The sequence below is a fragment of the Paenibacillus sp. OAE614 genome, assembly GCF_040546645.1.
Classification (GTDB): domain Bacteria; phylum Bacillota; class Bacilli; order Paenibacillales; family Paenibacillaceae; genus Paenibacillus_AQ; species Paenibacillus_AQ favisporus.
Genome location: NZ_JBEPOD010000001.1, coordinates 5,509,669 through 5,529,934 on the forward strand (window position 1 = coordinate 5,509,669; position 20,266 = coordinate 5,529,934).

Here is a 20,266-nt window from a genome sequence, read left to right on the forward strand (position 1 = left end):
CACTCTCCTCCCTTTGATCTTGGTTTCAACCCTATAGTGCAATATCAGATCCGTAAGGTTACCAGAGCCTTGAATATTTTTAAAAAAAGCTGAACCTGTTTAGAAAAATCGCCTTAACGCGGCGTTACCACTGTTCTCGTATTTAACATTATATCGATTAGATCGGCTGGCCTCAGGTGGAAGTAAGCAGCGCGCTCCATTCGCGTCACCGAACGCCCAGGCCCGGAATAGGCTGGTATATACCATTCAACGATTGGAGCGAACCGCATGCCTCAATACGTACCGCCGGTCACCATCCATACCGTCACCTATACGGCCCCCGGCACGGTGATCCACTATCCGCAGGTAACCGGGCTCGCCGACAAAACGGCCGAAAACAAAATCAACCACACGATCATCCGTACGATCCAGGACATGCAGCGCGCCCAGCAGGCGGTTCAGACGGGAAGCCAGCCGGAAACGACCGGAAATTTCGAGATCAAAACGAACGAGCGCGGCATTCTCAGTCTGGTGCTGAGCAATTACACCTATTCCACGCCGATGGCGCATGGATACACGATCGCCAAGGGATTGACCTTTTCCATGCAAACGGGGAACACCTATACCTTGTCCAGCCTGTTCAAACCGGGCTCCCCTTACCAAGCGGTCCTGACCGCTGCCGTTAAGAAGCAGGTGCAGGAGCGGAATCTTCCGGTACTGGATGCGGGGAGCATCACAGTCGCGCCTAACCAGGATTTCTACCTCGCCGACAAGGCGTTGGTGCTCTTTTACCCATTGTACGCGATCACACCCTATTATGTCGGTATTCCGATGTTCCCGATTTCGGTCTATGATCTGCAGGACATCGCCGCTGAAGACGGCCCGCTTACGATACTTGCCGCAGACGTCGTGTGAAGCAGCGCCCCAGGTGACGGGAGCTGAGCGGCCGACTGTTATCCTTTTTCACAGCCTAAAGTCACCCCCTATCTACAAACTGGATAACTCCAAAAAAAGTAAAGAGCTGCTTCCATATCGTCCGAGAGACGAAGGAGCAGCTCTTTTACACGTAACCCCGCGTTTATGATTACTGTGATACACGTGGCACACAGCATGCCTCTTACTTAACGCCGTTGTACACAAACGCTTTGATGATATGCTTTTGCGCCAGGAAAAAGGCGGCCAGAATCGGCGCGACCAAAATGACGTTGCCGGCCATCAGGATGTTCCAGGTGCCGCCGCCCTCGACCTCGCGGATTTTGGTGATGCCGATCGGCAGCGTTCGCGCCGTTTCGTTCGTCGTCATGACGAGCGGCCAGAAATAATCGTTCCAGTGCGCGATGAAGCTGAACAGGGCAAACGTTACGAGCACCGGCTTCACCATAGGCACCATGATGCGGATGATGATTTTCCATTCCTTGGCCTGATCCAGGCGGGAAGCTTCCACCAGCTCCTCAGGGATCTGCCGGAACGCCTGCCGGAGCAGAAAGATGCCGAACGCGCTGGAGGCGAACGGGAGTATCAGCCCGAGATGGGTGTTCAGCAGCTTGAAGGCGCTCAGCTCCAAATATACCGGCAGAAAGATGAGCTGGGTCGGGATCATGAGCGTCACCATGACCAGGCTGAACAGAAAGCCGGAGCCGACAAACCGGTATCTGGCAAATGCGTACGCAGCCGGAATGATCGTCAGCATCTGCAGCAGCAAAATGCTGACCGAAATGACGGCGCTGTTCGTGATGTAATGCAGGAACGGCCCGGTTTGCCACGCGGAGGCGTAATTGCTCCATACCGGATTCCGGGGAATCCACTCCGGCGGGAAGATCATCGTCTCCGGCAGCGTTTTGAGGGATGTCGAGAGCATCCAGACAAACGGCATGGCAAAGATGAGAACCAGCAGCAGCAGCGCCGCCACGTTCAGCGCCTTCAGCAGCAGGACGGCAGCCGAGCGCACAAGGGCAGGTCTGCCCGGCGCTTCCAGCATGCGTCCTCCTGGAACGGCGACGGTATGCCCGTCAAAGGCACGGTTTGCGGGTTCCACGCGGTTTTCCCCCTTTTTTAAGATCATAGAAGCAGAAGTCGTTACCGGTTAACGGTAATGAACACGGCTGGAAAGCAGCCGGAAATAGACGATGGTCAGGATGCCGACGATGAACAGCAGGATGACGCCGGCCGCTGAGGCATACCCGATTTTGAAAAAGCGGAAGCCGGCCTCGTAGATGTAATACACCAGCGTATTGGTCGAGTTGACCGGGCCGCCCTGCGTCATGATCGCGATCGTTTCGAACACCTGAAACGACCCGATCAAATTGATGATGACGAGGAAAAAGATCGTCGGCGACAGCATCGGCAGAATCAGCCGAGTGAACGTCGTCCACGGCCTGGAGCGGTCCAAGGAAGCCGCCTCGTATATATCCTGCGGGATGCTCTGCAGCCCCGCGATAAACACGAGCGTGTTATAGCCGAGCCCCTTCCACACGGCCACGATCACCAGGGAAATCAGCGAGGTGCTCGGATGGGACAGCCATTCCAGCTTGCCGAAGCCGAACAGGCCGATCACCCAGTTCAAGAGCCCGTATTCGGGGTCCATCAGCCAGCTCCACAAGAGCGAAATCGATACGAGCGAGATGATATGGGGGCTGAAGATCGCCCCCTGTACCAGGCCGTAGAAGAAGCCGCTGCGGTTCAGCCAGATCGCCATGAACAGGGAGAGTCCGGTCGTCAGCGTAACCGTCAGCACGGTATAAAGGGTCGTGTTCGACAGCACCTGGCGAAAATCCGGCTCCGACAGCAAATCCACGAAGTTCTGGATGCCGACGAACGTTTTTGTCGGGCTGACGAAGTTCCAGTCGAACAGGCTTAAGTACATCATGTAAAAAATCGGGTAGATGAAAAACATGGCAAAGACGATAATTGCCGGCGCGACCATGCTGTACGGGCGCAGCCGTTCCCAGACGGTCATGCTACACCCCTCCCGCTATCAGCTGCCGCGAGGAGGTCTCCTCGTTCGCCGCGCCCGCCGTCTGCACCCGGCTGCCGTTCAGGCTGAAATAATAGAGATGCCCGTTCGGTACGGCGATGCGCACCCGCTCCGCCGTCACCAGCGGCTTTAGAAACGTTTTGACAAAAAACGCTCCCGCCTTGGAACGGATCTGATAGATGTGCTCCGCACCCAGGCTCTCCCGTGTCAATATGTCTCCTTCGAGAACAAGCCCTTCCACCGGGCTGTCCGGATTGATCTGTGCATACTCGGGCCGGAAGCCTACATGGTAGGCTCCGGACTCAGGCAGGACGCGCAGTCCCTTGATGTCACCGACCTTCATGATATTCATCGCCGGCATGCCGATAAACTGGGCGGTGAACAGGTTGGCGGGTTGCTCATACAGCTTCATCGGCGAGTCTGCCTGCTGAATCGCCCCTTCGTTCATGACGACGATCTCGTCGCCCATAGACATGGCCTCGACCTGATCGTGCGTCACGTAGACGAAGGTCGTGCCAAGGCGTTCGTGCAGCTGGATCAGCTCGGTCCGCATCTGGTTCCGCAGCTTCGCGTCCAGGTTGGACAGCGGTTCGTCAAGGATAAACACCTTCGGCTGCTTCACCATCGCCCGGGCGAGCGCCACGCGCTGGCGCTGGCCGCCGGAGAGATTCTGCGGCTTCTTGTCGAGGTAAGGCCCGAGTCCGACGATTTCCGAAATGTCGGCGACCAGGCGCTCCCGCTCCTTGCGGGAGACGCCGCGGTTCTTAAGGCCGAACTCGATATTGCCCCGGACCGTCATGGTCGGGTACAGCGCGTAGTTTTGGAACACCATCGCCACGTCCCGCAGGCCGGGCGGCGTGTCGTTCACGCGCTGGCCGTCGATGAGAATATCTCCTGCGGTCTGTCTTTCCAGCCCGGCCACCATGCGCAGTGTCGTCGATTTGCCGCAGCCGGACGGCCCGACCAGGACGGTAAACGAACCGTCCCGGATCGTCAGGTTGAGGTCCTGAATTACGGTTTCTTCCTTGTATTTCTTGCAAATGCCGATCAGCTCGATTTGGGCCATGCCGAATGCCTCCTTGTTTGGCGGGTCTGTATCATTGCCTGACAGGCGCTAAGCTTACTTGCCAAGCAGCTTATCCGACTTGGCCGCGGCTTCGTCCAGCGCCTGCTGCGGCGTCGTCTTCGGATCGATAATCGCCTTCTGGATCGCATCGCGGACGATCTTGGCGACTTCCGGATATCCATTCTCCATCGGGCGCGGTCTGGCGTATTTCAGCTGGTCGACAGCGACTTTATACTGCGGATACTGGGTAAAATGCTCCTTGAGCTCTTCGCTTTCCACCGCCGACGTGCGGGTCGGCAGGTATCCGACATGCTTATGCTGGTAAATCGTGTTTTCCTGGGAGGTCATCCATTTCATGAATTCCCATGCCGCCGCCTTCTCCTCGGCTCTGCTCTTCGACGTCATGACGAGCTGGCATCCGCCTGTCGGCACGCCGTAATCCTTGTTGGCCGGCATGAAAGCCGTCTCCAGCTCAAAGCCGTTGCCTTTGGCGATTTCCAAGCTTTGCGACACGCCGGCGGTCGAGGCGAACTTAAACGCGGAAATTTGGTTCGCCCAATCCTTGTCCGCCGTATCCCCGGCTTCGTCGCCGACCGGCATTTTGATCAGGCCTTCGTTCACCAGCCGCTTCCAGAAGTCCACCGGCGCCACGCCGGCCGCGTTGTTGAAGGTTGCCTTCTTGCCGTCCTCGCTCAGCATCGTGCCGCCGCTTTGGGCCACCAGCGCCTCGTAGAACCAAATATCGACCGGCACGGTCATGCCGAGCTTGCCTTTCTCCTTGAGCACTTTGGAGTACTGCTCGAACTCATCCCACGTTTTGGGCCCGGATGGATCCAGACCGGCATCTTTCAGCATCGTCACGTTCTTGTACATAATCGGAGTACTGCGCATGAAAGGCAGCCCGTACAGCTTGTCGTCCACGTAGGCGTTCCCCATCAGTCCGGGGATAAAATCGTCCAGCTTCAGCTGGTCCTTGTCCTTCTCGGCGTATGAGGTCAGGTCTTCAAGCATGCCGGAATGGGCGAACACGCCCGTGGAGGCAATTTCCAGATCCGTGACCGCCGGGGCGTCCCCAGCCGCAAAAGCCGCCTGGACCTTCGCATGAAGATCATCGTAATTCCCTTGATGCTCGGCGACCACCTCGATCTTGTCTTGGGATTCATTGAACGTTTGGACCATATGCTGCTTGGCTTCCTCGATTTTGTCGCCGAAGGCGTACCAGTACTTGATGACGATTTTTTTATCCGGCTTGGCCGCTGCCGCTTCTGCTGTCTCGCTGCCGGCCGCCTTCTCGGCTCCGCCGCCGCATCCGGCCAGCATGCCCGTCATTACCGCGGACAGTGTAAGCAGTGCGATCTTTTTCTTGAACATCGATTGATTCCTCCACCCTTGAATTTGGTTTATGTTTGCTGGACAACGACGGCTGCAGCCAAAAAAATAAAGAAACCCGAATACCGCCGAGCAGGAACGCTGGCTTAGCGCTCTCTCGGCAGATCAGGTTTCTCCATAACTCCAACCGTTCTATTTACTTGTCGATTTCATCATAAGGGACAACTATTAACTCGGTTTATGCGGAATATTAACGGGACATCAAATGATCTTTCTTCTCCACAGCTCGGGACGGGACGCGGAAATGGCGGTCGCCCCCTGGTCCAGGCACTCCTGCGCGTGGCTGTGCTCATACAGCAGGCCGCCGGTGATGATCGGCACCTCCGTAAAGCTCTTCACCCTGCGGATCATGTCCGGGATGCGGGCGGGCATCAGCTCGATGATGTCCGGCTCGGCCTGGGACAGGCTCTTCGCGATGTTCTCCAGCCCTTCGCTGTCGACTAGAAAGAAACGCTGCACCGTAAGCAGCCCCATTTTTTTGGCAGTTTTGATGACGCTGGTTTTGGTCGAAATGATGCCGACCGGGCGAATGCTCTTGGCCAAATAGTCCAGGCCGTAATGGTCTGTGCTGAGCCCGCCGATTTTTTCCAAATGCATGAACACCGGCAGACCGTGCTCCCGGAATACGTTCACATAACCTTTGGCGACACCGATATGGCCCATCAGCAGAAAGATGCCGCTCAGCTCATCCCGGTGCTTCAAGGCGATTTCAATATGGCGGGGGTCTTTGATGGAGGCAATCCGTTTATGCTTGGCGAGACCTTTGAAAAAATGCTCCCGGGTCATAACGTCATTCATGCGTGTACAGCCTCCCTTTCACGAAGGTCGTGATTACTCTATATTCAGATTTGCGGCGCAATCGGCAGTGGAACGAGGAGAGCCCGGTCGTCCTCCATCCCTCTGGCATCCGGATTCGGGCTGAAATGCTTCATATGCTGGTGAAGGAGCGCCATGTGATCCGGCAGCGTCGGGTCCATCACTTCGACCGGTGTGATGCGGATCGCGTCCTCCGCGATATCAACGATCCGGAAGCCCGGCTGATCCAGGCAGGCCGACAGCTGCACGAACGACCAGTCCTGCCGGTGCGCGATCGAGTCCATATGCGTATGCCCGTTGAAATAGATGCCAATGCCCTGCTTTTGGTTCAAAATGCTCCACATGTCGATGATGGGATGAATCGAGCCCTTGTCCTTCTCCGAACCCGCCGTCGTATTGTATACGGGGTGATGGCCGAAGACGAGCAGCGGCTTGTCGCCCGACAGTCCGACCTGCTCCTCAAGCCAGCCCAACTGCTCGGGATCGAGCCAGCCGCCCCAGTCCTTAAAATCCATTTCCTTGGCCGTGTCGAGAAACACGAGCATCGCTTGATCCGTGTCGATGGCATGGTACCTCTCCTGGCCCGTCATCTCCAGCACTTCGGCTCTGCGCTGCGCATACAAGTCATGATTGCCCAGCACGTGAATGAACGTCTTGTCCTGGCGGCGAAGCAGGTCGTACACTTCGCGAAGCTCGGAGGCCGTGCCGAAGTTGGTGAGATCCCCCAGCGAAATATACAGGTCCGCTTCCTGCTCCAAAAACTGCTCCAGCACCGTTTGATAGAATGCACGCCGGGCTTCCTTCAGCCCCGGTACCGACTCGTCGATTTCGTGGTAATGCAAATCACCCAACAGCGCCAATCTCATCATTTCTCTCCTCCCGGCTTGTTCGAATTGGATTTTTCCTCCTTCATCTTATCGATGGATTGTTTCCAATCCGTTAATTAGGAAGGCTAATTATGTAAAATTACGGTTAATCGATTCGTGTCGTCCCCGTATTGTTGGGGTTAGCCTCGTCCTGCGTAACCCGCCGAACGATGTTTCCGCTTCGGTCATAGGCCGTAATCTCAAACTTCGTTCCCTGTGACGCATCCATAAACACGTAAAACAATTTGAAGTTCTGCTCAACGGGAACGATCTGTGCCTGCTTTTCGTAGCCGGTGGAATCCTTGACAACAATACGGCTGATGTCGGGATGCAGAGTGATGCCATAATACATTGGAAAAGGAGTACTTCCGAATTCTGTCCCCTCCGTCCCGGGCAGGTAAATCGCAGTAAAGCTTTCCTTACGCGCCTCGGCGTCGGAGAGGCCTGGGTGATAGTTGGAGGCACCAAAGCTCCCACCATAGCCCCACTTCCAGCCATTACCGACTTTCCTTACATATTCCGCAGCGATGGTGTAGCCTCCGCTGGATGTCTTTCGTAGAAAAAAGGCCACTTCCCCAGAAGCAATCTGGTGCTCATGAATCATATACGATACGTATCCGGGCTCTCTTATCTTCTCAATCGCCTCCACCACTGTCGGGCTTCCTTCCGCTTCCTTGTCTTGAAGGCCAAACAGCTTCCCCTCGAAAGCGTAAATAACGACCAGGATGACCGCAGCCATCACCAGCAGCAGAATCAGCCTGTTGGCCCATTGCCTGACCATGAATTCCCTCCTTTCCATCGTCCGTCCGCATACACGGCGGCGCCCAGCATCCCGGCCTTGTCCCCAAGCTCGGCCTGCACGATACGGCAGACACCGGCAGACAGCTGCAGCGCATGGCGGGCTACCGTCTCGCGCACCGGGCGCAAGAGCCGCTCCCCGGCCGCGGCCATGCCGCCGCCTACAATGATCAGCTCTGGATTCAGCAGATTGATCGCGTTCGCTAGTCCATAGCCGAGAAGCTCTCCCGTCTCGTGCATCACTTCAATAGCGAGCGCATCCTGCCGGTCATAGGCATCTGAAATGAGCTGCGCCGTCATTTGCGAAGAGTCGTTCCCCGTCCATTCCTGAATGACGCTCTTCCGTCCTTCCGCCAGCTTTTCCGCAAACGTTCGGACCATGCCCACCGCGGACACGTAGCGGCCGAGGCAGCCCGAGCTGCCGCAGCGGCACGGCCGCCCTTCCCTGTACATGTTCATGTGGCCGATCTCGCCTGCACTCGAAGACGTGCCGTAGACAACCTTCCCCTGATAAATTATTCCCGAGCCCAGTCCGGTTCCCAAAGTAATGAGCATCAGGTTCCTGCAGCCCCTGCCGGCGCCAAACCGCCACTCCCCGTACATGTTGACACGAACATCATTATCGATGAAAACCGGAAAAACGAACTCCTCCCCATCCGGTCTACCACGTGGATATTTTCCCATTCCGGAAAGTTGGGAGACAGAATCGACAGCCCTTCCCGCGGATCCAGGAGCCCCGGAATGCCCATCCCCATGCAGCTCACGTCCATCGGCCCGATCCCCGCTTCCTTCATCAGTTCATGAGCGATCCTCTTCATCCGGTTCAGCACATGCTCCGGTCCCTTATCCGCTTCGGTGGCGTCCATTCTTTCCGCGGCGATCCTCCAACCGGCATCCGCGTCAAATACCGCCGATTTAATCCGGGTTCCGCCGAGGTCCATGCCAATGACAAATTTGCTCATGCCTTCCTTTTCCTCCTCCGGAAATCCTTGGTCGCTGACATAAACCTATCATAAACGACTTCGCTCCGGATATGAATGGATCTATAACATTCTTTTCCAGATTTCTCCTCTGCAGGTTGCCCGGTAATGGCATCAATCGCCGCGGTTCTGAATCTATCAGCACCTTCCGGACCGCCATATTCATAGGCATTAAATCGTAATCTTTACGTATAGATAAAATGGGAGAAAAATTCACGCTTGGTACAGGCCGTATTCCTGGGCCTGCTCTATATTCGACAACGAGGATAAAGGAGATGAATCGCGTATGAAAACACCAGTCATCATATTAAGTGGATTTTTGGGAAGCGGCAAAACGACCCTGCTGCTGTCCTTGCTCAAGGAGTGCTCGGCCCGGGGGCTGACCCCCGGCATCCTGATGAACGAGCTGGGCAAACGGGATGTAGACGGAACGATTCTGGAGGAACAGGCAGGGGTTCAGGTGCAGAAGCTGCTGGACGGATGCGTCTGCTGCAGCCGGAAAAGCGAGCTGCCGCAGGGTCTATCCACCCTGCTGGAGCGGTCACCCGACGTCATCGTCATCGAGCTCACCGGTGTGGCCGATCCCGAAGAAATCCGCCGCACCCTTCTGGAGCCGGGGCTTGCCGGCCGGGTACGGCACCATTATACGGTGACGATGCTCGACGCGGAGAACGTGCTGGAGTTCAACAGCCGCTTCTCCGCCGACAAAGAGCTGGTCCGCACGCTGCGCAAGCAGATCGAAAGCGCCGATCTTGTCGCGGTCAACAAGCAGGACCTCGCCGCCCCGGGCACGATCGGCAAAATCGAAAGCATGATCCGTAAGCATAATCCCGAGGCTGCGATCGTATACACAGAATATAGCCGGATTGACCTGTCCAGCCTGCTGGACGGGGTCGACCGCCGCCAAGGGTCCAAGGCCGCGGCTGTCCGGGCTGATACACAGACCCCAGCGCAGGAGGCGCTGAGCAGCAAGGCGCAGCACAGGTTCGGTGGATTTGTTGACCCCGCCGCTTCGCATGCTCACCACCTTGCCCATAACGGTCACGGTGCGGGAGCTACAGCCACGGCCCACGCGCATGAAGGCCATGGCGGCCACGACGGGCATGAACATCATGAGGAGACGGCCTCTTTTTCCAAAGTCAACACCATTACGCTGACCTTTCCCCCGGCAGAACATAGCCAGGCTTCCCTGTCCAGGGATCGGCTAGAGGCGTTCTTTCGTGATTGCGGGGACGCGCTTCTTCGCGCCAAGGGGCATGTAACGCTCGCCCGCCATGAGCCGGTCCAGCTCGTCCAGTATGCCGGGACACGCACGTTCTGGGAAACCTCCCGTTACCCCGGCGCACCGTATCTCGTCATGATCGGCCTGAATTTGAACGAGTCGCGGCTGAAGGAACGCTGGTCCGAACTGTTTCGTTAAGCTTCATTATTCCTGTGGAAGGAGCTGATCCCGCCATGACCACCCTCTCCCCTTTTAAAATCGTCCCGCTGCTTCTTCCCGCCGCCTTTCTGATCATCCTGCTCGTCCTGTGGCTGCCGGAGCGCATCGAGCTGCTGGATAACGTCTATATGGACACGTTCAAAACCAGCTTCGTCGGCATTCTGCTGGAGGCGCTGCCGTTCGTTTTGGCCGGGGCGCTGCTCTCATCGCTGCTGCAGGTGTTTGTGCCGGACGAGGTTCTGTCGCGCTGGATTCCGAAGAAGCCGGTTCCGGCCATCCTGTTCGCCTGTCTCCTCGGCGTGATCTTCCCGGTGTGCGAGTGCGGCATGATTCCGCTCGTCCGCCGGCTCATTCATAAGGGCATGCCCGTGTATGTCGCGATCGTGTTCATTTTGTCCGGACCGATCATTAATCCGGTTGTCTACGGAGCCACCTTCATGGCGTTCCGCAGCCACCCGGATCTCGCATACGCCCGGATGGGACTTGCCTTTGCCGTCGCTTTCCTGATCGGGCTCATCGTCTACGTTACGGTAAAAAAATCGCCGGTGAGATGGTCGCTGGAGCGGGAAACCGGCGGGAATGCTCATCTCCATGCCGCACGTGGCGGCCGGCTGGCGTCGGTATTCGTCCATACGTCGGACGAGTTTTTCGACATGGGCAAATATTTGATCATCGGCTGCCTGCTGACGGCGGGCATTCAGACGTTTATGGTCCGGGAAAGCCTCTCCGCCATCGGCGGCCATCCGCTGGGCTCGTATCTGTTCATGATGGGACTCGCCTTTGCGCTCTCCCTGTGCTCCACGTCGGACGCCTTTGTCGCTTCCACCTTCCTGCACACCTTTCCCGCCGGTTCGCTGATCGCGTTCATGGTGCTGGGCCCGATGCTGGATTTCAAAAACGCCATGATGCTGATGGCGCTGTTCAAAACCAAGTTCGCCCTCTATCTGTTCTTCCTGATCGCCGCCTGCGTCTTTGTCGGTTCGGTTCTGATTTCGGCCTGGTTGTAAACTTTTTGGCGGATGTAACATTCGATCTGGCTGTGGACGCCCATGCCAGGAACTCGCCCGCGCAAGATGCGAGAACCCAATACCTAGTCCGACTGGAGGTAGAGCCAAGTGAACGACTCCCGCAGCATCCGGCTGCATTACCTGTTCCGGGCGGCCGTGCTGGCGGCTTTCGCCCTCTATATTCTGCACCTGATGCAGCAGGACGCGCTGCATTATTACGTCGCGCCCGCCTTGGCGAGATGGATCCGGCTGTGCCCGGTTCCGCTGGGCCTGATGGCGCTCAGCCTGGTGATTCAGGCGCTGCTCGGACGCAGCCAGGTGCTGTGCAACTGCGATCACCGCCTGCCTGCCGGCTTTTTGAAAAGCACCGGCCTGTACGGCCTGTTTGTGCTCCCGCTGCTGCTCGGATTTCTGCTGCCGGATAAGGCCCTCGGCAGCATCGCCGCCGCCAAGAAGGGCATCTCCCTCTCCTATTCGGCGATGGAGCCGGAGAAGGCTATACCCAGCGCATCCACAGTGCCGAACAAGTCAATTGCCCGCGCTTCCACAGATCCGGATACCGCCGTCACCTTCGAGACCTCCGATCCGTATGCCAAGGAATTCGCCGAGCTCGCCAAACTGCTGTACGCCCAGCCCGTCATCCCGGTCTACCCGGCGATTTACTCCGAGACGTTCGGGGCGATCGAGATGTTCAAGGAGCAGTTTGAAGGCAAGGAAATCGCCGTATCCGGCTTCGTTTACCGCGACCAGACAAGCGGAGCAAGCGGCACCTTCGCGGTCAGCCGCTTTCTGGTGCAGTGCTGCACGGCGGACGCCACCCCTTTCGGCATTATGGTCGATCCGCAGCAGAAGCTGGCCCTGCCGGCCGATTCCTGGGTCAAAGTACAGGGCAAACTGAAGATCGTGTCCCAAGGGGGCAAGAATCTGATCGAGATCGAGGCTTCGCAAATCACGCCGATTGCCCAGCCCCAGACCCCTTACATCTATACGAGCGCCGACTCGGTCGCCGCCTGGAAAGAGCTGCAGAAGGACGCCTCCAAGGCAAAATAGCAGGAAATGACCGACAAAAAAACCAAGAAGACTCCGGAACGATGCCCGGGTCTTCTTGGTTTGGAGTTTGCATAGGAGTATCTATTTCTGTGGTCCATGCTTCTTGCGGGTACTCCCAGCTGCGTTCAGCGAAGCTTCGCAACCTCGTCGCGCCAGCGGTGCTGCGGCTGCCAGCCGAGTAGGCGCTTCGCCTTCTCGTTGCTGAGCAGGGTCTCATGCCCCGCCAGCGGCGCGCGGATGTCCGTCACGCCGGGATACCTGGCGGACAGCAGTTCGCGGCTCGGAACCGCCATGCTGGAATCGTCGGCGGCCAAGTTAAGGGCCACCGCACCGAGCCCGTCCGCCTCGACGGCCAGCCGGATGGCCGAAGCAGCGTCGCGGGTGTCGATGTAGCTCCACAGAATGCGGTCCCGTTCTTCGGGCTTGTCGATGAATGAGGGAAAACGCTCATACCATTCCGGAGGCATGACATTCCCGAGGCGAATGGAGACGACCTGCATGCCGGTGCGCCGGTGGAACATGTCGGCCGTCAATTCATTGACCACCTTGGACAGTCCGTAGCTGTCCTCGGGCAGCTGCGGATGCGCCTCGTCCACGGGCACGTATTGCGGGCTTAAGGGACTGACTGCAAATACGATGCCGTAGGACGATTCGCTGGACGCGATCACTGCTTTGCGGATTCCGAGACCTGCGGCAGCCTCCAGCACGTTGTACGTCGACATGACGTTGTTCCGGAACGTAACTTCCGGCGTGCGGATATGCGCCGCCGGGATCGCCGCCAAATGAACGACGGCATCAGCCCCGGCCAGCGCACCGTAGGTCTCTCCCAAATCCTCAAGATTCGCAATTAACGTAGGGCAGAGGTTCTCGTCGGGACGCCGGAAGTCCACGTTCAGCACCTCATACCCCTGCTCGATAAAATGTCGCACGACCCACTGTCCAAGCATGCCGCTTCCGCCTGTAATGACGACTTTGGCCACAGGTAACGCCTCCTCTTCGCTTCGGTTCAAACCTGGCCGAACCCTTGGCCGGTCCGATTATTTCAGAATGTCTTCGATCCGCTCCTGCACATCTTCGCTCAGGACGATGCCCGAAGCCTTGGCATTCTCCGTCACCTGCTCCGGACGGCTTGCGCCGACCAGCGCGCTGGCCACGTTGTCTTTGCGCAGAATCCACGCAAGGGCCAGGTTGCCGACGGAAATGCCGAGCTCTTTGGCGACGCCTTCAAGCTGCTGTACTTTGGCGATCTTTTCTTCGGTGATGCCCTTACGCATCCAATCGAGCTTCGCCGCGCGGCTGTCCTGCGGAATGTCGGAAGCCGACGTGTACTTGCCTGTCAGCAGGCCTTGAGCCAGCGGGGAGAACACCACTTGTCCGATTCCTACGCGTTCGCTGAGCGGTATGACTTCCTTCTCGATGTAGCGCTCGAACATGTTGTAAATCGGCTGGTTGACCACAATGCGGTCCAGCAGATAACGGTCGGCCACGCCGATCGCTTCGGCGATCTGCGATGCCTGCCATTCACTCACGCCGACGTACAGCACTTTGCCCTGGCGAACCAGGTCGTCGATCGCGCGCAGTGTCTCTTCCAAAGGCGTCTCCGGATCATGGCGGTGGCAGTAGAAAATGTCCACATAGTCATGTCCGAGCCGCTTCAGGCTGGCATTCGCCTGCTCCGTAATATGCTTGCGCGACAAGCCGCGGTCGTTCGGTCCTTCGCCCATCGGCCAGAACGCCTTGGTCGCCAGCACGTAAGATTCGCGCGGATACGCTTTCAGCGCTTTGCCGACCAGCTCTTCCGCCGCGCCTTTTTCATAGACATTCGCCGTATCGAAAAAGTTGATGCCCAAATCGTATGCCGTTTTGATCGAATTCACCGCATTTTCGCGTTCCACGTAACCGCCATATGTAAGCCAGCTGCCCAAGCTGATTTCGCTGACTTTAAGCCCGCTTCTTCCCAGTCTCCGGTATTTCATTCCATCTACCTCCTTGTTGTCCTGTTACCCTTTTCATTCTATAAAAGTTCATATATGATTTAAAGAAGTGAAATGTTTTTCACTTAATTATATCAAGGGTAGATACTATATAGAGTATAGTTATATACATATAAGGAGGAGAGTCTATGGAAACAGTCAAAAAAGCGAGCAGTTACATTCCGAAAAACCCGACGCATATCGAATGCAACATTGAAAAAACACTGGATGTGCTGGGCGGAAAATGGGCCTTTCTCGTCATCCGCGAGCTGTTTTGCGGCACTCTTCGCTTTGGTGAGCTGCAGCGCCGTATCCCCAGCGTAAGCCCCCGTGCCCTGACCAGTACGCTGCGCCATTTGGAGGAGCAGGGTGTGCTGGAGCGGGAAGTATTCCCTACCGTACCGGTGACAGTGGAATACTCGCTCACGCCTAAGGGACAGGACCTGCATGTCATCTGCCATGAAATGAAGCTGTGGGCGGCCCGCTGGACTTAAGTAGCTCACGATTCGGAAATGTCATCAAGAAAAAAGCTCAGGCACTAGGCCTGGGCTTTTTGGTGTTCCCGTAATATCGCAACCATGCAGAAGGCCTTGCGGACGAAGCCGATCGCGCCAAATGCCGACAGCAGCGCCAGCCAAATCACGACGCTCGGCATCAGCAGGAAAATTTGCTCCCATTTCAGCACTCTCCCGCCGCCAACGAAGGTAAGGATCTGCGGCAGGCTGATGAAAATCGCAAGCGGGATCAAGGTGACGAGCATCCGCAGCGAAGTCAGCCAAACGCGGCGCTGCCGGGCCTTGTGTTCCCACCGCTTCCAGCGGAAAAAGAATCCACGCACCCACAGCAGAACGGTCAGCAGCGTCAGCAGCGCGATCCCCGCTTCGATCATGCCTACGGAAATCGCTGACTTTGGCGGCTCCTCCCCGTTCAAAATGTCGGCAATGCCTGAAGCAAAGGTGCCATAGTTAACCAGCGCATTCAACCCGCTGCCAAACAGGATGACGATCCCGTAGCCGCTCTCCGGCATCAGCAGTTGATCCGCCTGATACGTCCACAAAATGCCGTTATGGCTTAACCTTGCACCGTCCACCGTCCATCCCATACCGTAACGGCTCTCCACACCGGCGGGAACCTCGCGCATTGCCGCAATACCCTCCGGGCTGAGCAGACGTGTTCCCCCATAAGTCCCCCCGCCGAGCTGCAGCATCAGCCACCGTGCCATATCGTTTGCGGTCGAGACGTTACCCGCGGCTCCCTCCACGAACCAATCCGGTTCCTTCAAGGCGACCGGCTGGCCATAGAGCAGCATGTGCCCCGATTTTTCTTTAAAGGAACCGGTCAACGCGGCGTCCGTCGTACGGTCCATGTGCAGCGGAGCAAAGATGTGCTTTTGCAAATAATCTGGAAAAGGCTCCTTGCTCACCGTCTCCACGATCAGCGCCAGCAGCTGATAATTGGTGTTATGGTAATGGAACGCCGTTCCCGGGTCGCTGGCGAGCTTGACCCCTTTCAACCGGGCGATCGATTCACCGAGCGAAGCGGGCTGCGCCGAAAACGCCATTTCCGGAAACACGGTATCAGTCAGACCGCTCGTCTGGTTCAGCAGCTGCCGCACCGTGATCTCCTTCCCCCTCGGATCGTCCATCCGAAAGGAAGGGAGAAGGTCCACCGCCTTGTCTTCCAGCCGGATCTTCCCCGCTTCAACCAGCTGCATGACGGCCAGCGCTGTGATCGACTTGCTCAGGGAAGCGACCGGAAGCGGCGTGTCCGGCGTGACGGCTGCTCCGCTTCCGGTTTGCCCGTACCCTTTTGAATATACAATTTCGCCGTCGTGGACAATCGCGACAGACAATCCAGGAATCCGGTTCTGATGCATGCGGGTCTCGATGAACCGGTCGATCCGATCCTCCCGGCCTGTCTCAAGCTTGGGAGCCGCTGAGGCCAAACTGGTGTAAGCTCCTGAGAAGACGGCTGCCAGGAGCAGCACGAGTATCATTTTTCGGGATATGGAGGCTATGGACCTCCGCTTTTCTTTACTCTTCATCATGAATTGAATTCCTCCTCTTGTATCGTAAGCCCAGTATAGGAGCCAAAACGAAAGAGAAGTTAAAGACAATCCTTAAGAAAGAGTTAAGTTGAACACTACGAGGTTGCATGCTGGAATGCCCACAAAAAAGAGGAGCAAGCGCAAAGCTTGATCCTCTCTTGATCTATCCACGCGAACGCAGGATAGGCTACCCGTTATTCGCGGCATAATCCGCATTCGCTTGTTCCAGCATGGTTTTCCAATCCTTAAAGTCGGTCTGCCGGGACACATGCCGATCCAGCAGCTCATCCGGTATTTTATTCAACTCTTCTTGGGTTTCCGCGTGAAAATTGCCATTTTCCAAAAAATCCTGAAAGCTGGCAAACGACGAATGCTTGCGCATAAACGAGCCGTTTAAAAGCTTGTCGAGGGCAATGCGGCCGGATTCTTCCTGCGCCGACTTTTGGCCTTTCAATTCCATCAGCAGATCGTCAAAGGACATGGATTTATTCTTTCTCAGAAGATCACTCCTAAATTGAATTTGTGCTCAGTATAACATATCAGGTTTCATTCTATCTCATACCTTTAAAAATCGGGCGTTTCCCTACCCATCGATGCGGGTCCGGTTGACTAAATATTCCCAGCATGTTATGTTGTTTTTGAACTGACCAGTCAGATTAATCCCGTCCAACCGACGAATGAGATGGAAAGGACCGATACACCACCGTGAGCAAAGAAAAGATTCTGCACGCAGCCACCCGCGTCTTCTCCGAATACGGCTACCACCGGGCCAGCATGGATGAGATCGCCCAGCAGGCGCAGGTCGCCAAAGGCACCTTGTACTACAACTTTCCGGGAAAGTCCCAGCTGTTCAAAGCCGTGGTAAAAGCCGGATTCGAGGACATCATGGAGCGGACGAAAACCGACCTTAGCTCCGCGCTTCCGATCAAAGAGCAGATTCTGCGAGTTCTCCGCCACCATCTGGACTTGTTCCTCGACTCCCGCCATTTTGCCCATATCGTATTCAACGAAATTTCCAACGGCATTGAGCCCGATGTGCTGGATGAACTGAAGCAGCTCCGGCGCGAGCATTTAAGCTTTCTGGCCGGCATTCTTAGAGAAGCCCAATGCGAGGGCGGCGTTATGCGCGACGTCGACGCAGACCTGGCTGCAGCCAGTACGATCGGAATGCTGGAAAGCACATGCAATTATTATTTGAGCCACCAGGAGGAGTACAGCCGCGAGGACCTGGAAAGCTTCGTATTCACGGTTGTCGCCGAAGGTCTGTTTAAGTCGCTTGATTAAGCAGGACCTTTTTTTGTCCACATCAAACTGACCAGTCAGTTCAAAAGATTGTAGAGCGTTAAACAGAAGACCTTTATTCGGAACAGAGAGAGACCGAGACACAGAACCTATTTTCAGAAATTCATCCCATCTAGAAAAAGATCAGCTCTAGCAGACAAACCTCGTTTACTTGTTGACAGACCTCATGGATCGGAAGTTCTCCACGCGTAATGATCGCTAAGCCGGCTTTGCCCAAAATTTAGGTTGTTCTCATCTAAAAAAGAAAGCGACGGTGTTGCTTCATGGAATGGAATGCAAATGGACTGCTGCCTTTGGAATGGTATAAAAAGATGCGCCGGGACTCGCCCGTGGTCCTTTCGAGTGACGGACAAATCTGGGACGTGTTCGGGTATGACGACGTAAAGACGGTGTTTACGAATCACGACATTTTTTCCTCGTCGGCCTTTCCCAACTCCGAGGACCCGCTCGAGCACAGCATTCTGCGGCAGGATCCGCCCAAGCACCGGCAGCTGCGCCGGCTGGTGACCCAGGCGTTCACGCCGCGCGTCATCGAGTCGCTGGCTCCCAAAATCCAGTCGATCACAACCTCGCTGCTGGACGAAGCGGAGAAAAAGGGGCGGATAGACGCCATCGCTGATTTTGCCAGCCCGCTGCCGATCGTCGTCATTGCCGAGATGCTGGGCGTGTCGCTGGAACACCGCGAACAGTTCAAAGCCTGGTCCGACGCCCTAGTGGGAGACAGCGGCGAAGCTTTCTATCAATGCCAGCGTGAGATGAGCGAATACTTCTCCGAAATTGCCGAGGACCGCAGACGCCATCCGCAGGACGATCTGGTCACCAAGCTGGTGGAGGCACGCATCGACAATGAGCATCTGACGGACCTTGAAATCATCGGCTTCTGCATCCTGCTCCTCGTGGCCGGCAACGAAACGACGACCAACCTGATCGCCTCGGCGATGCTCGGGTTCGACAGCCTGCCGGACGTCCGCGCGCAGCTACTTGCCGACCGCAGTCTCATTCCCGGCGCGCTGGAGGAAGTGTTCCGCTATTTCTCGCCGGTGCAGCTGATGTTCCGCCGCGTGAAGCAGGATACGGTCCTTGGCGGACAAGAGATGAAGGAAGGACAATTCGTCCATATCTGGATGGCGTCGGCCAATCATGACGACCATGTGTTCGAGCGTCCGGAGGAATTTAATATCCACCGCAACCCGAACCCGCATCTCGGGCTGGGCAGCGGCATCCATTACTGCCTGGGGTCCCAGCTCGCCCGCCTCGAATCCAAAATCGCGATCGAAACGCTGCTGGACCGTTTTCCCGAATACCGCCGCGACCGTTCCGTAGAGCTTGCGCGGATGGACAGCACGATGATGTTCGCGCTGAAGGAACTGCCGATTATTTTGACATAGGTACATTGGGGCTATAAAAAATAGAAAAATCCTGCATCCCTGGAGAGGGTGCAGGATTTTTGTCGGCTGATGCAAAGGAATCGCGGATCGGGAATTCACAGCCCTCGTCTGGAACCTGCTGCTCTCCGGCGCGGGGTTTTCGTAGGTTGAACGCCCTGCCGCAATGGTCCGGATTTCGATCGGCTTGTCGTTCAGCCACCCGGTTTCGTTTCATCTCACCGCTTGGCTTCCATCCAGCTCACTTCCAAATGCCACGTATACGTTCGGAAGCCCTCCACGACAGCAGCGGCATCCCGCTTCATGGCATGCGCCAAGTCGTCCAGGAAGCCCGTGGCCGGCTCCAGTGCCAGATGATACTGCCCCTGGTAGCCGCCGTAATTCGCCCACACCGACAGGTAAGGCACCTTCTCCTGCGGAAAGGTAAAGGTGATTCCTTCCCGCTTGACCGGATCATAAACGGAAACCTTTCCTTCCGGCAGCTCACCCGTAAAGTAAAATTTCTCGGCCGTCCGCTCCTCACGTCGGCCCGTGCGATCCAGGCGACATTCCGGTTGGTTCGAAAAGGGCTGCGGCCACGCCCGCAGATCCCCCCTTTTCCCAAGCCTGTCACGTTCCGAATAGGAGATTGCAATCTCGCTCAACCCTTCCGGCACGATGATCTGCATCCCTTCCTCGATCCGCAGCAGCGGATGGGCTGCCCAGAGGAACGCAAACGGGAACGGGCTGAGATTGGTCACTTGATAGTCGATCCGGAGCCGGTCCTCTGCGGCAAAAGAATACGTCTTCTCGAGCCGGTACGGCATTCTCACGCCGTGCACGATGCACGAAAGGCGATCACCATTTCCCTCAGCCTTCCAGGGAATGGACCAGACCTCACCGTGATCCGGAAGCTCCGTCCCTCTCCAGGGATGCTCCGGATACCGGCATACGTTGATGGTGGGGAACATTTCATCCCATCCGCTTCCATCGCTGCCCGCGAAGGAGCTGGCATAGCCCCGATTCCCGAGCGGTCCGTCCGCCGGCGCGAGCCATTCCCGGCCGGTCAGACGGTTGCGGAGGGAAACCATTTTGCTGCCGAGCTCCGGCAGCAGGGTGACCTCCATGGCGGAGGTCCTTCCCGTCCAGGCGTTAAAGCCGTTGATTTGGTGCGGTGTCCAGCTCATCTTTCGCCCCCTTCTCCCCGGCCTGAG

At 56.7% G+C, this 20,266-nt stretch carries 21 protein-coding genes; 7 read left to right on the plus strand and 14 right to left on the minus strand.

What is annotated here, in order from left to right; all coding sequences use genetic code 11:
• Positions 1–267 precede the first annotated feature (267 nt).
• Positions 268–894, plus strand: a complete 627-nt coding sequence (locus tag ABIE48_RS25430) for a DUF3298 and DUF4163 domain-containing protein (RefSeq protein ID WP_145028958.1) — start codon at positions 268–270, stop codon at positions 892–894.
• 202 nt (positions 895–1,096) lie between these two features.
• Here the strand turns inward: ABIE48_RS25430 and ABIE48_RS25435 are convergent, their stop codons facing one another.
• The 9 genes from ABIE48_RS25435 to ABIE48_RS25475 all read right to left on the minus strand — a co-directional run bounded on the left by ABIE48_RS25435 (position 1,097) and on the right by ABIE48_RS25475 (position 8,850).
• On the minus strand, positions 1,097–1,957 hold the full coding sequence (locus ABIE48_RS25435) for a carbohydrate ABC transporter permease (RefSeq protein WP_192717211.1): 861 nt from the start codon (positions 1,955–1,957) through the stop codon (positions 1,097–1,099).
• Between the two features lie 105 nt (positions 1,958–2,062).
• Positions 2,063–2,935, minus strand: a complete 873-nt coding sequence (locus ABIE48_RS25440) for a carbohydrate ABC transporter permease (protein WP_076175638.1) — start codon at positions 2,933–2,935, stop codon at positions 2,063–2,065.
• 1 nt (position 2,936) lies between these two features.
• The gene (locus tag ABIE48_RS25445; RefSeq protein WP_192716962.1) at positions 2,937–4,019 is read right to left on the minus strand and encodes an ABC transporter ATP-binding protein; all 1,083 of its coding nucleotides are present in this window, start codon (positions 4,017–4,019) and stop codon (positions 2,937–2,939) included.
• A gap of 54 nt (positions 4,020–4,073) precedes the next feature.
• Positions 4,074–5,390, minus strand: coding sequence for an ABC transporter substrate-binding protein (locus tag ABIE48_RS25450; protein WP_192716963.1), 1,317 nt, complete (start codon positions 5,388–5,390; stop codon positions 4,074–4,076).
• A gap of 219 nt (positions 5,391–5,609) precedes the next feature.
• Positions 5,610–6,206, minus strand: a complete 597-nt coding sequence (locus ABIE48_RS25455; RefSeq protein ID WP_260869545.1) for a glycerol-3-phosphate responsive antiterminator — start codon at positions 6,204–6,206, stop codon at positions 5,610–5,612.
• Between the two features lie 44 nt (positions 6,207–6,250).
• Positions 6,251–7,093, minus strand: coding sequence for a metallophosphoesterase family protein (locus tag ABIE48_RS25460; protein WP_244364510.1), 843 nt, complete (start codon positions 7,091–7,093; stop codon positions 6,251–6,253).
• A 103-nt stretch (positions 7,094–7,196) separates the two neighbouring features.
• Positions 7,197–7,871 (minus strand): hypothetical protein, encoded by a 675-nt coding sequence (locus ABIE48_RS25465; RefSeq protein ID WP_145028952.1) that lies wholly within the window; start codon positions 7,869–7,871, stop codon positions 7,197–7,199.
• A complete protein-coding gene (locus ABIE48_RS25470; RefSeq protein ID WP_354519880.1) occupies positions 7,844–8,491 on the minus strand; it encodes an ROK family protein in 648 nt (215 codons plus the stop codon). Before ABIE48_RS25470 ends, ABIE48_RS25465 begins: the two co-directional genes overlap by 28 nt.
• Entirely contained in the window at positions 8,443–8,850 is a 408-nt protein-coding gene (locus ABIE48_RS25475) for an ROK family protein (protein WP_354519882.1), read from the minus strand. Before ABIE48_RS25475 ends, ABIE48_RS25470 begins: the two co-directional genes overlap by 49 nt.
• 304 nt (positions 8,851–9,154) lie before the next feature.
• On the opposite strand from ABIE48_RS25475, the gene ABIE48_RS25480 reads away from it, so the two are divergent.
• From ABIE48_RS25480 to ABIE48_RS25490, 3 genes are all read left to right on the plus strand, one after another.
• Positions 9,155–10,288 (plus strand): CobW family GTP-binding protein, encoded by a 1,134-nt coding sequence (locus ABIE48_RS25480; RefSeq protein WP_192716964.1) that lies wholly within the window; start codon positions 9,155–9,157, stop codon positions 10,286–10,288.
• A gap of 35 nt (positions 10,289–10,323) precedes the next feature.
• Positions 10,324–11,316 carry a permease gene (locus ABIE48_RS25485; protein WP_192716965.1) on the plus strand — a complete coding sequence of 331 codons (993 nt, stop codon included), beginning with the start codon at positions 10,324–10,326 and terminating at the stop codon, positions 11,314–11,316.
• Between the two features lie 108 nt (positions 11,317–11,424).
• Complete coding sequence (locus ABIE48_RS25490) at positions 11,425–12,366, plus strand: TIGR03943 family putative permease subunit (RefSeq protein ID WP_192716966.1); 942 nt, start codon at positions 11,425–11,427, stop codon at positions 12,364–12,366.
• 125 nt (positions 12,367–12,491) lie between these two features.
• On the opposite strand, the gene ABIE48_RS25495 is transcribed toward ABIE48_RS25490, so the two are convergent.
• Together ABIE48_RS25495 and ABIE48_RS25500 are read right to left on the minus strand one after the other, a co-directional pair.
• Positions 12,492–13,346, minus strand: coding sequence for an NAD-dependent epimerase/dehydratase family protein (locus ABIE48_RS25495; protein WP_192716967.1), 855 nt, complete (start codon positions 13,344–13,346; stop codon positions 12,492–12,494).
• Between the two features lie 57 nt (positions 13,347–13,403).
• Positions 13,404–14,342, minus strand: coding sequence for an aldo/keto reductase family protein (locus ABIE48_RS25500; protein WP_145948313.1), 939 nt, complete (start codon positions 14,340–14,342; stop codon positions 13,404–13,406).
• Positions 14,343–14,488: 146 nt separating this feature from the next.
• Here ABIE48_RS25500 and ABIE48_RS25505 point away from each other — a divergent pair, with 146 nt between their 5' ends.
• Positions 14,489–14,833 carry a winged helix-turn-helix transcriptional regulator gene (locus ABIE48_RS25505; RefSeq protein WP_076175611.1) on the plus strand — a complete coding sequence of 115 codons (345 nt, stop codon included), beginning with the start codon at positions 14,489–14,491 and terminating at the stop codon, positions 14,831–14,833.
• A gap of 44 nt (positions 14,834–14,877) precedes the next feature.
• Here ABIE48_RS25505 and ABIE48_RS25510 read toward each other — a convergent pair whose 3' ends face one another.
• Positions 14,878–16,386, minus strand: a complete 1,509-nt coding sequence (locus tag ABIE48_RS25510; protein ID WP_145028939.1) for a serine hydrolase domain-containing protein — start codon at positions 16,384–16,386, stop codon at positions 14,878–14,880.
• A 187-nt stretch (positions 16,387–16,573) separates the two neighbouring features.
• On the minus strand, positions 16,574–16,867 hold the full coding sequence (locus ABIE48_RS25515; protein ID WP_116233886.1) for a hypothetical protein: 294 nt from the start codon (positions 16,865–16,867) through the stop codon (positions 16,574–16,576).
• Between the two features lie 224 nt (positions 16,868–17,091).
• On the opposite strand from ABIE48_RS25515, the gene ABIE48_RS25520 reads away from it, so the two are divergent.
• Both ABIE48_RS25520 and ABIE48_RS25525 read left to right on the plus strand, forming a co-directional pair.
• The gene (locus tag ABIE48_RS25520) at positions 17,092–17,670 is read left to right on the plus strand and encodes a TetR/AcrR family transcriptional regulator (protein WP_076175603.1); all 579 of its coding nucleotides are present in this window, start codon (positions 17,092–17,094) and stop codon (positions 17,668–17,670) included.
• A 281-nt stretch (positions 17,671–17,951) separates the two neighbouring features.
• Positions 17,952–19,076 carry a cytochrome P450 gene (locus ABIE48_RS25525; protein ID WP_145028937.1) on the plus strand — a complete coding sequence of 375 codons (1,125 nt, stop codon included), beginning with the start codon at positions 17,952–17,954 and terminating at the stop codon, positions 19,074–19,076.
• 215 nt (positions 19,077–19,291) lie between these two features.
• Here ABIE48_RS25525 and ABIE48_RS25530 read toward each other — a convergent pair whose 3' ends face one another.
• Positions 19,292–20,239: an aldose epimerase family protein gene (locus tag ABIE48_RS25530; RefSeq protein ID WP_145028935.1), complete on the minus strand. Its 948-nt coding sequence runs from the start codon at positions 20,237–20,239 to the stop codon at positions 19,292–19,294.
• Positions 20,240–20,266: the final 27 nt, after the last annotated feature.

Coding starts and splice junctions, on each gene's coding strand:
- ABIE48_RS25445 (WP_192716962.1), bottom strand. CDS start 4,019: ATGGCCCAAATCGAGCTGATCGGCATTTGCAAGAAATACAAGGAAGAA.
- ABIE48_RS25500 (WP_145948313.1), bottom strand. CDS start 14,342: ATGAAATACCGGAGACTGGGAAGAAGCGGGCTTAAAGTCAGCGAAATC.
- ABIE48_RS25525 (WP_145028937.1), top strand. CDS start 17,952: ATGGAATGGAATGCAAATGGACTGCTGCCTTTGGAATGGTATAAAAAG.
- ABIE48_RS25455 (WP_260869545.1), bottom strand. CDS start 6,206: ATGAATGACGTTATGACCCGGGAGCATTTTTTCAAAGGTCTCGCCAAG.
- ABIE48_RS25440 (WP_076175638.1), bottom strand. CDS start 2,935: ATGACCGTCTGGGAACGGCTGCGCCCGTACAGCATGGTCGCGCCGGCA.
- ABIE48_RS25460 (WP_244364510.1), bottom strand. CDS start 7,093: ATGATGAGATTGGCGCTGTTGGGTGATTTGCATTACCACGAAATCGAC.
- ABIE48_RS25510 (WP_145028939.1), bottom strand. CDS start 16,386: ATGATGAAGAGTAAAGAAAAGCGGAGGTCCATAGCCTCCATATCCCGA.
- ABIE48_RS25430 (WP_145028958.1), top strand. CDS start 268: ATGCCTCAATACGTACCGCCGGTCACCATCCATACCGTCACCTATACG.
- ABIE48_RS25485 (WP_192716965.1), top strand. CDS start 10,324: ATGACCACCCTCTCCCCTTTTAAAATCGTCCCGCTGCTTCTTCCCGCC.
- ABIE48_RS25505 (WP_076175611.1), top strand. CDS start 14,489: ATGGAAACAGTCAAAAAAGCGAGCAGTTACATTCCGAAAAACCCGACG.
- ABIE48_RS25465 (WP_145028952.1), bottom strand. CDS start 7,871: ATGGTCAGGCAATGGGCCAACAGGCTGATTCTGCTGCTGGTGATGGCT.
- ABIE48_RS25530 (WP_145028935.1), bottom strand. CDS start 20,239: ATGAGCTGGACACCGCACCAAATCAACGGCTTTAACGCCTGGACGGGA.
- ABIE48_RS25470 (WP_354519880.1), bottom strand. CDS start 8,491: ATGTACGGGGAGTGGCGGTTTGGCGCCGGCAGGGGCTGCAGGAACCTG.
- ABIE48_RS25515 (WP_116233886.1), bottom strand. CDS start 16,867: ATGTCCTTTGACGATCTGCTGATGGAATTGAAAGGCCAAAAGTCGGCG.
- ABIE48_RS25450 (WP_192716963.1), bottom strand. CDS start 5,390: ATGTTCAAGAAAAAGATCGCACTGCTTACACTGTCCGCGGTAATGACG.
- ABIE48_RS25480 (WP_192716964.1), top strand. CDS start 9,155: ATGAAAACACCAGTCATCATATTAAGTGGATTTTTGGGAAGCGGCAAA.
- ABIE48_RS25435 (WP_192717211.1), bottom strand. CDS start 1,957: ATGCTGGAAGCGCCGGGCAGACCTGCCCTTGTGCGCTCGGCTGCCGTC.
- ABIE48_RS25475 (WP_354519882.1), bottom strand. CDS start 8,850: ATGAGCAAATTTGTCATTGGCATGGACCTCGGCGGAACCCGGATTAAA.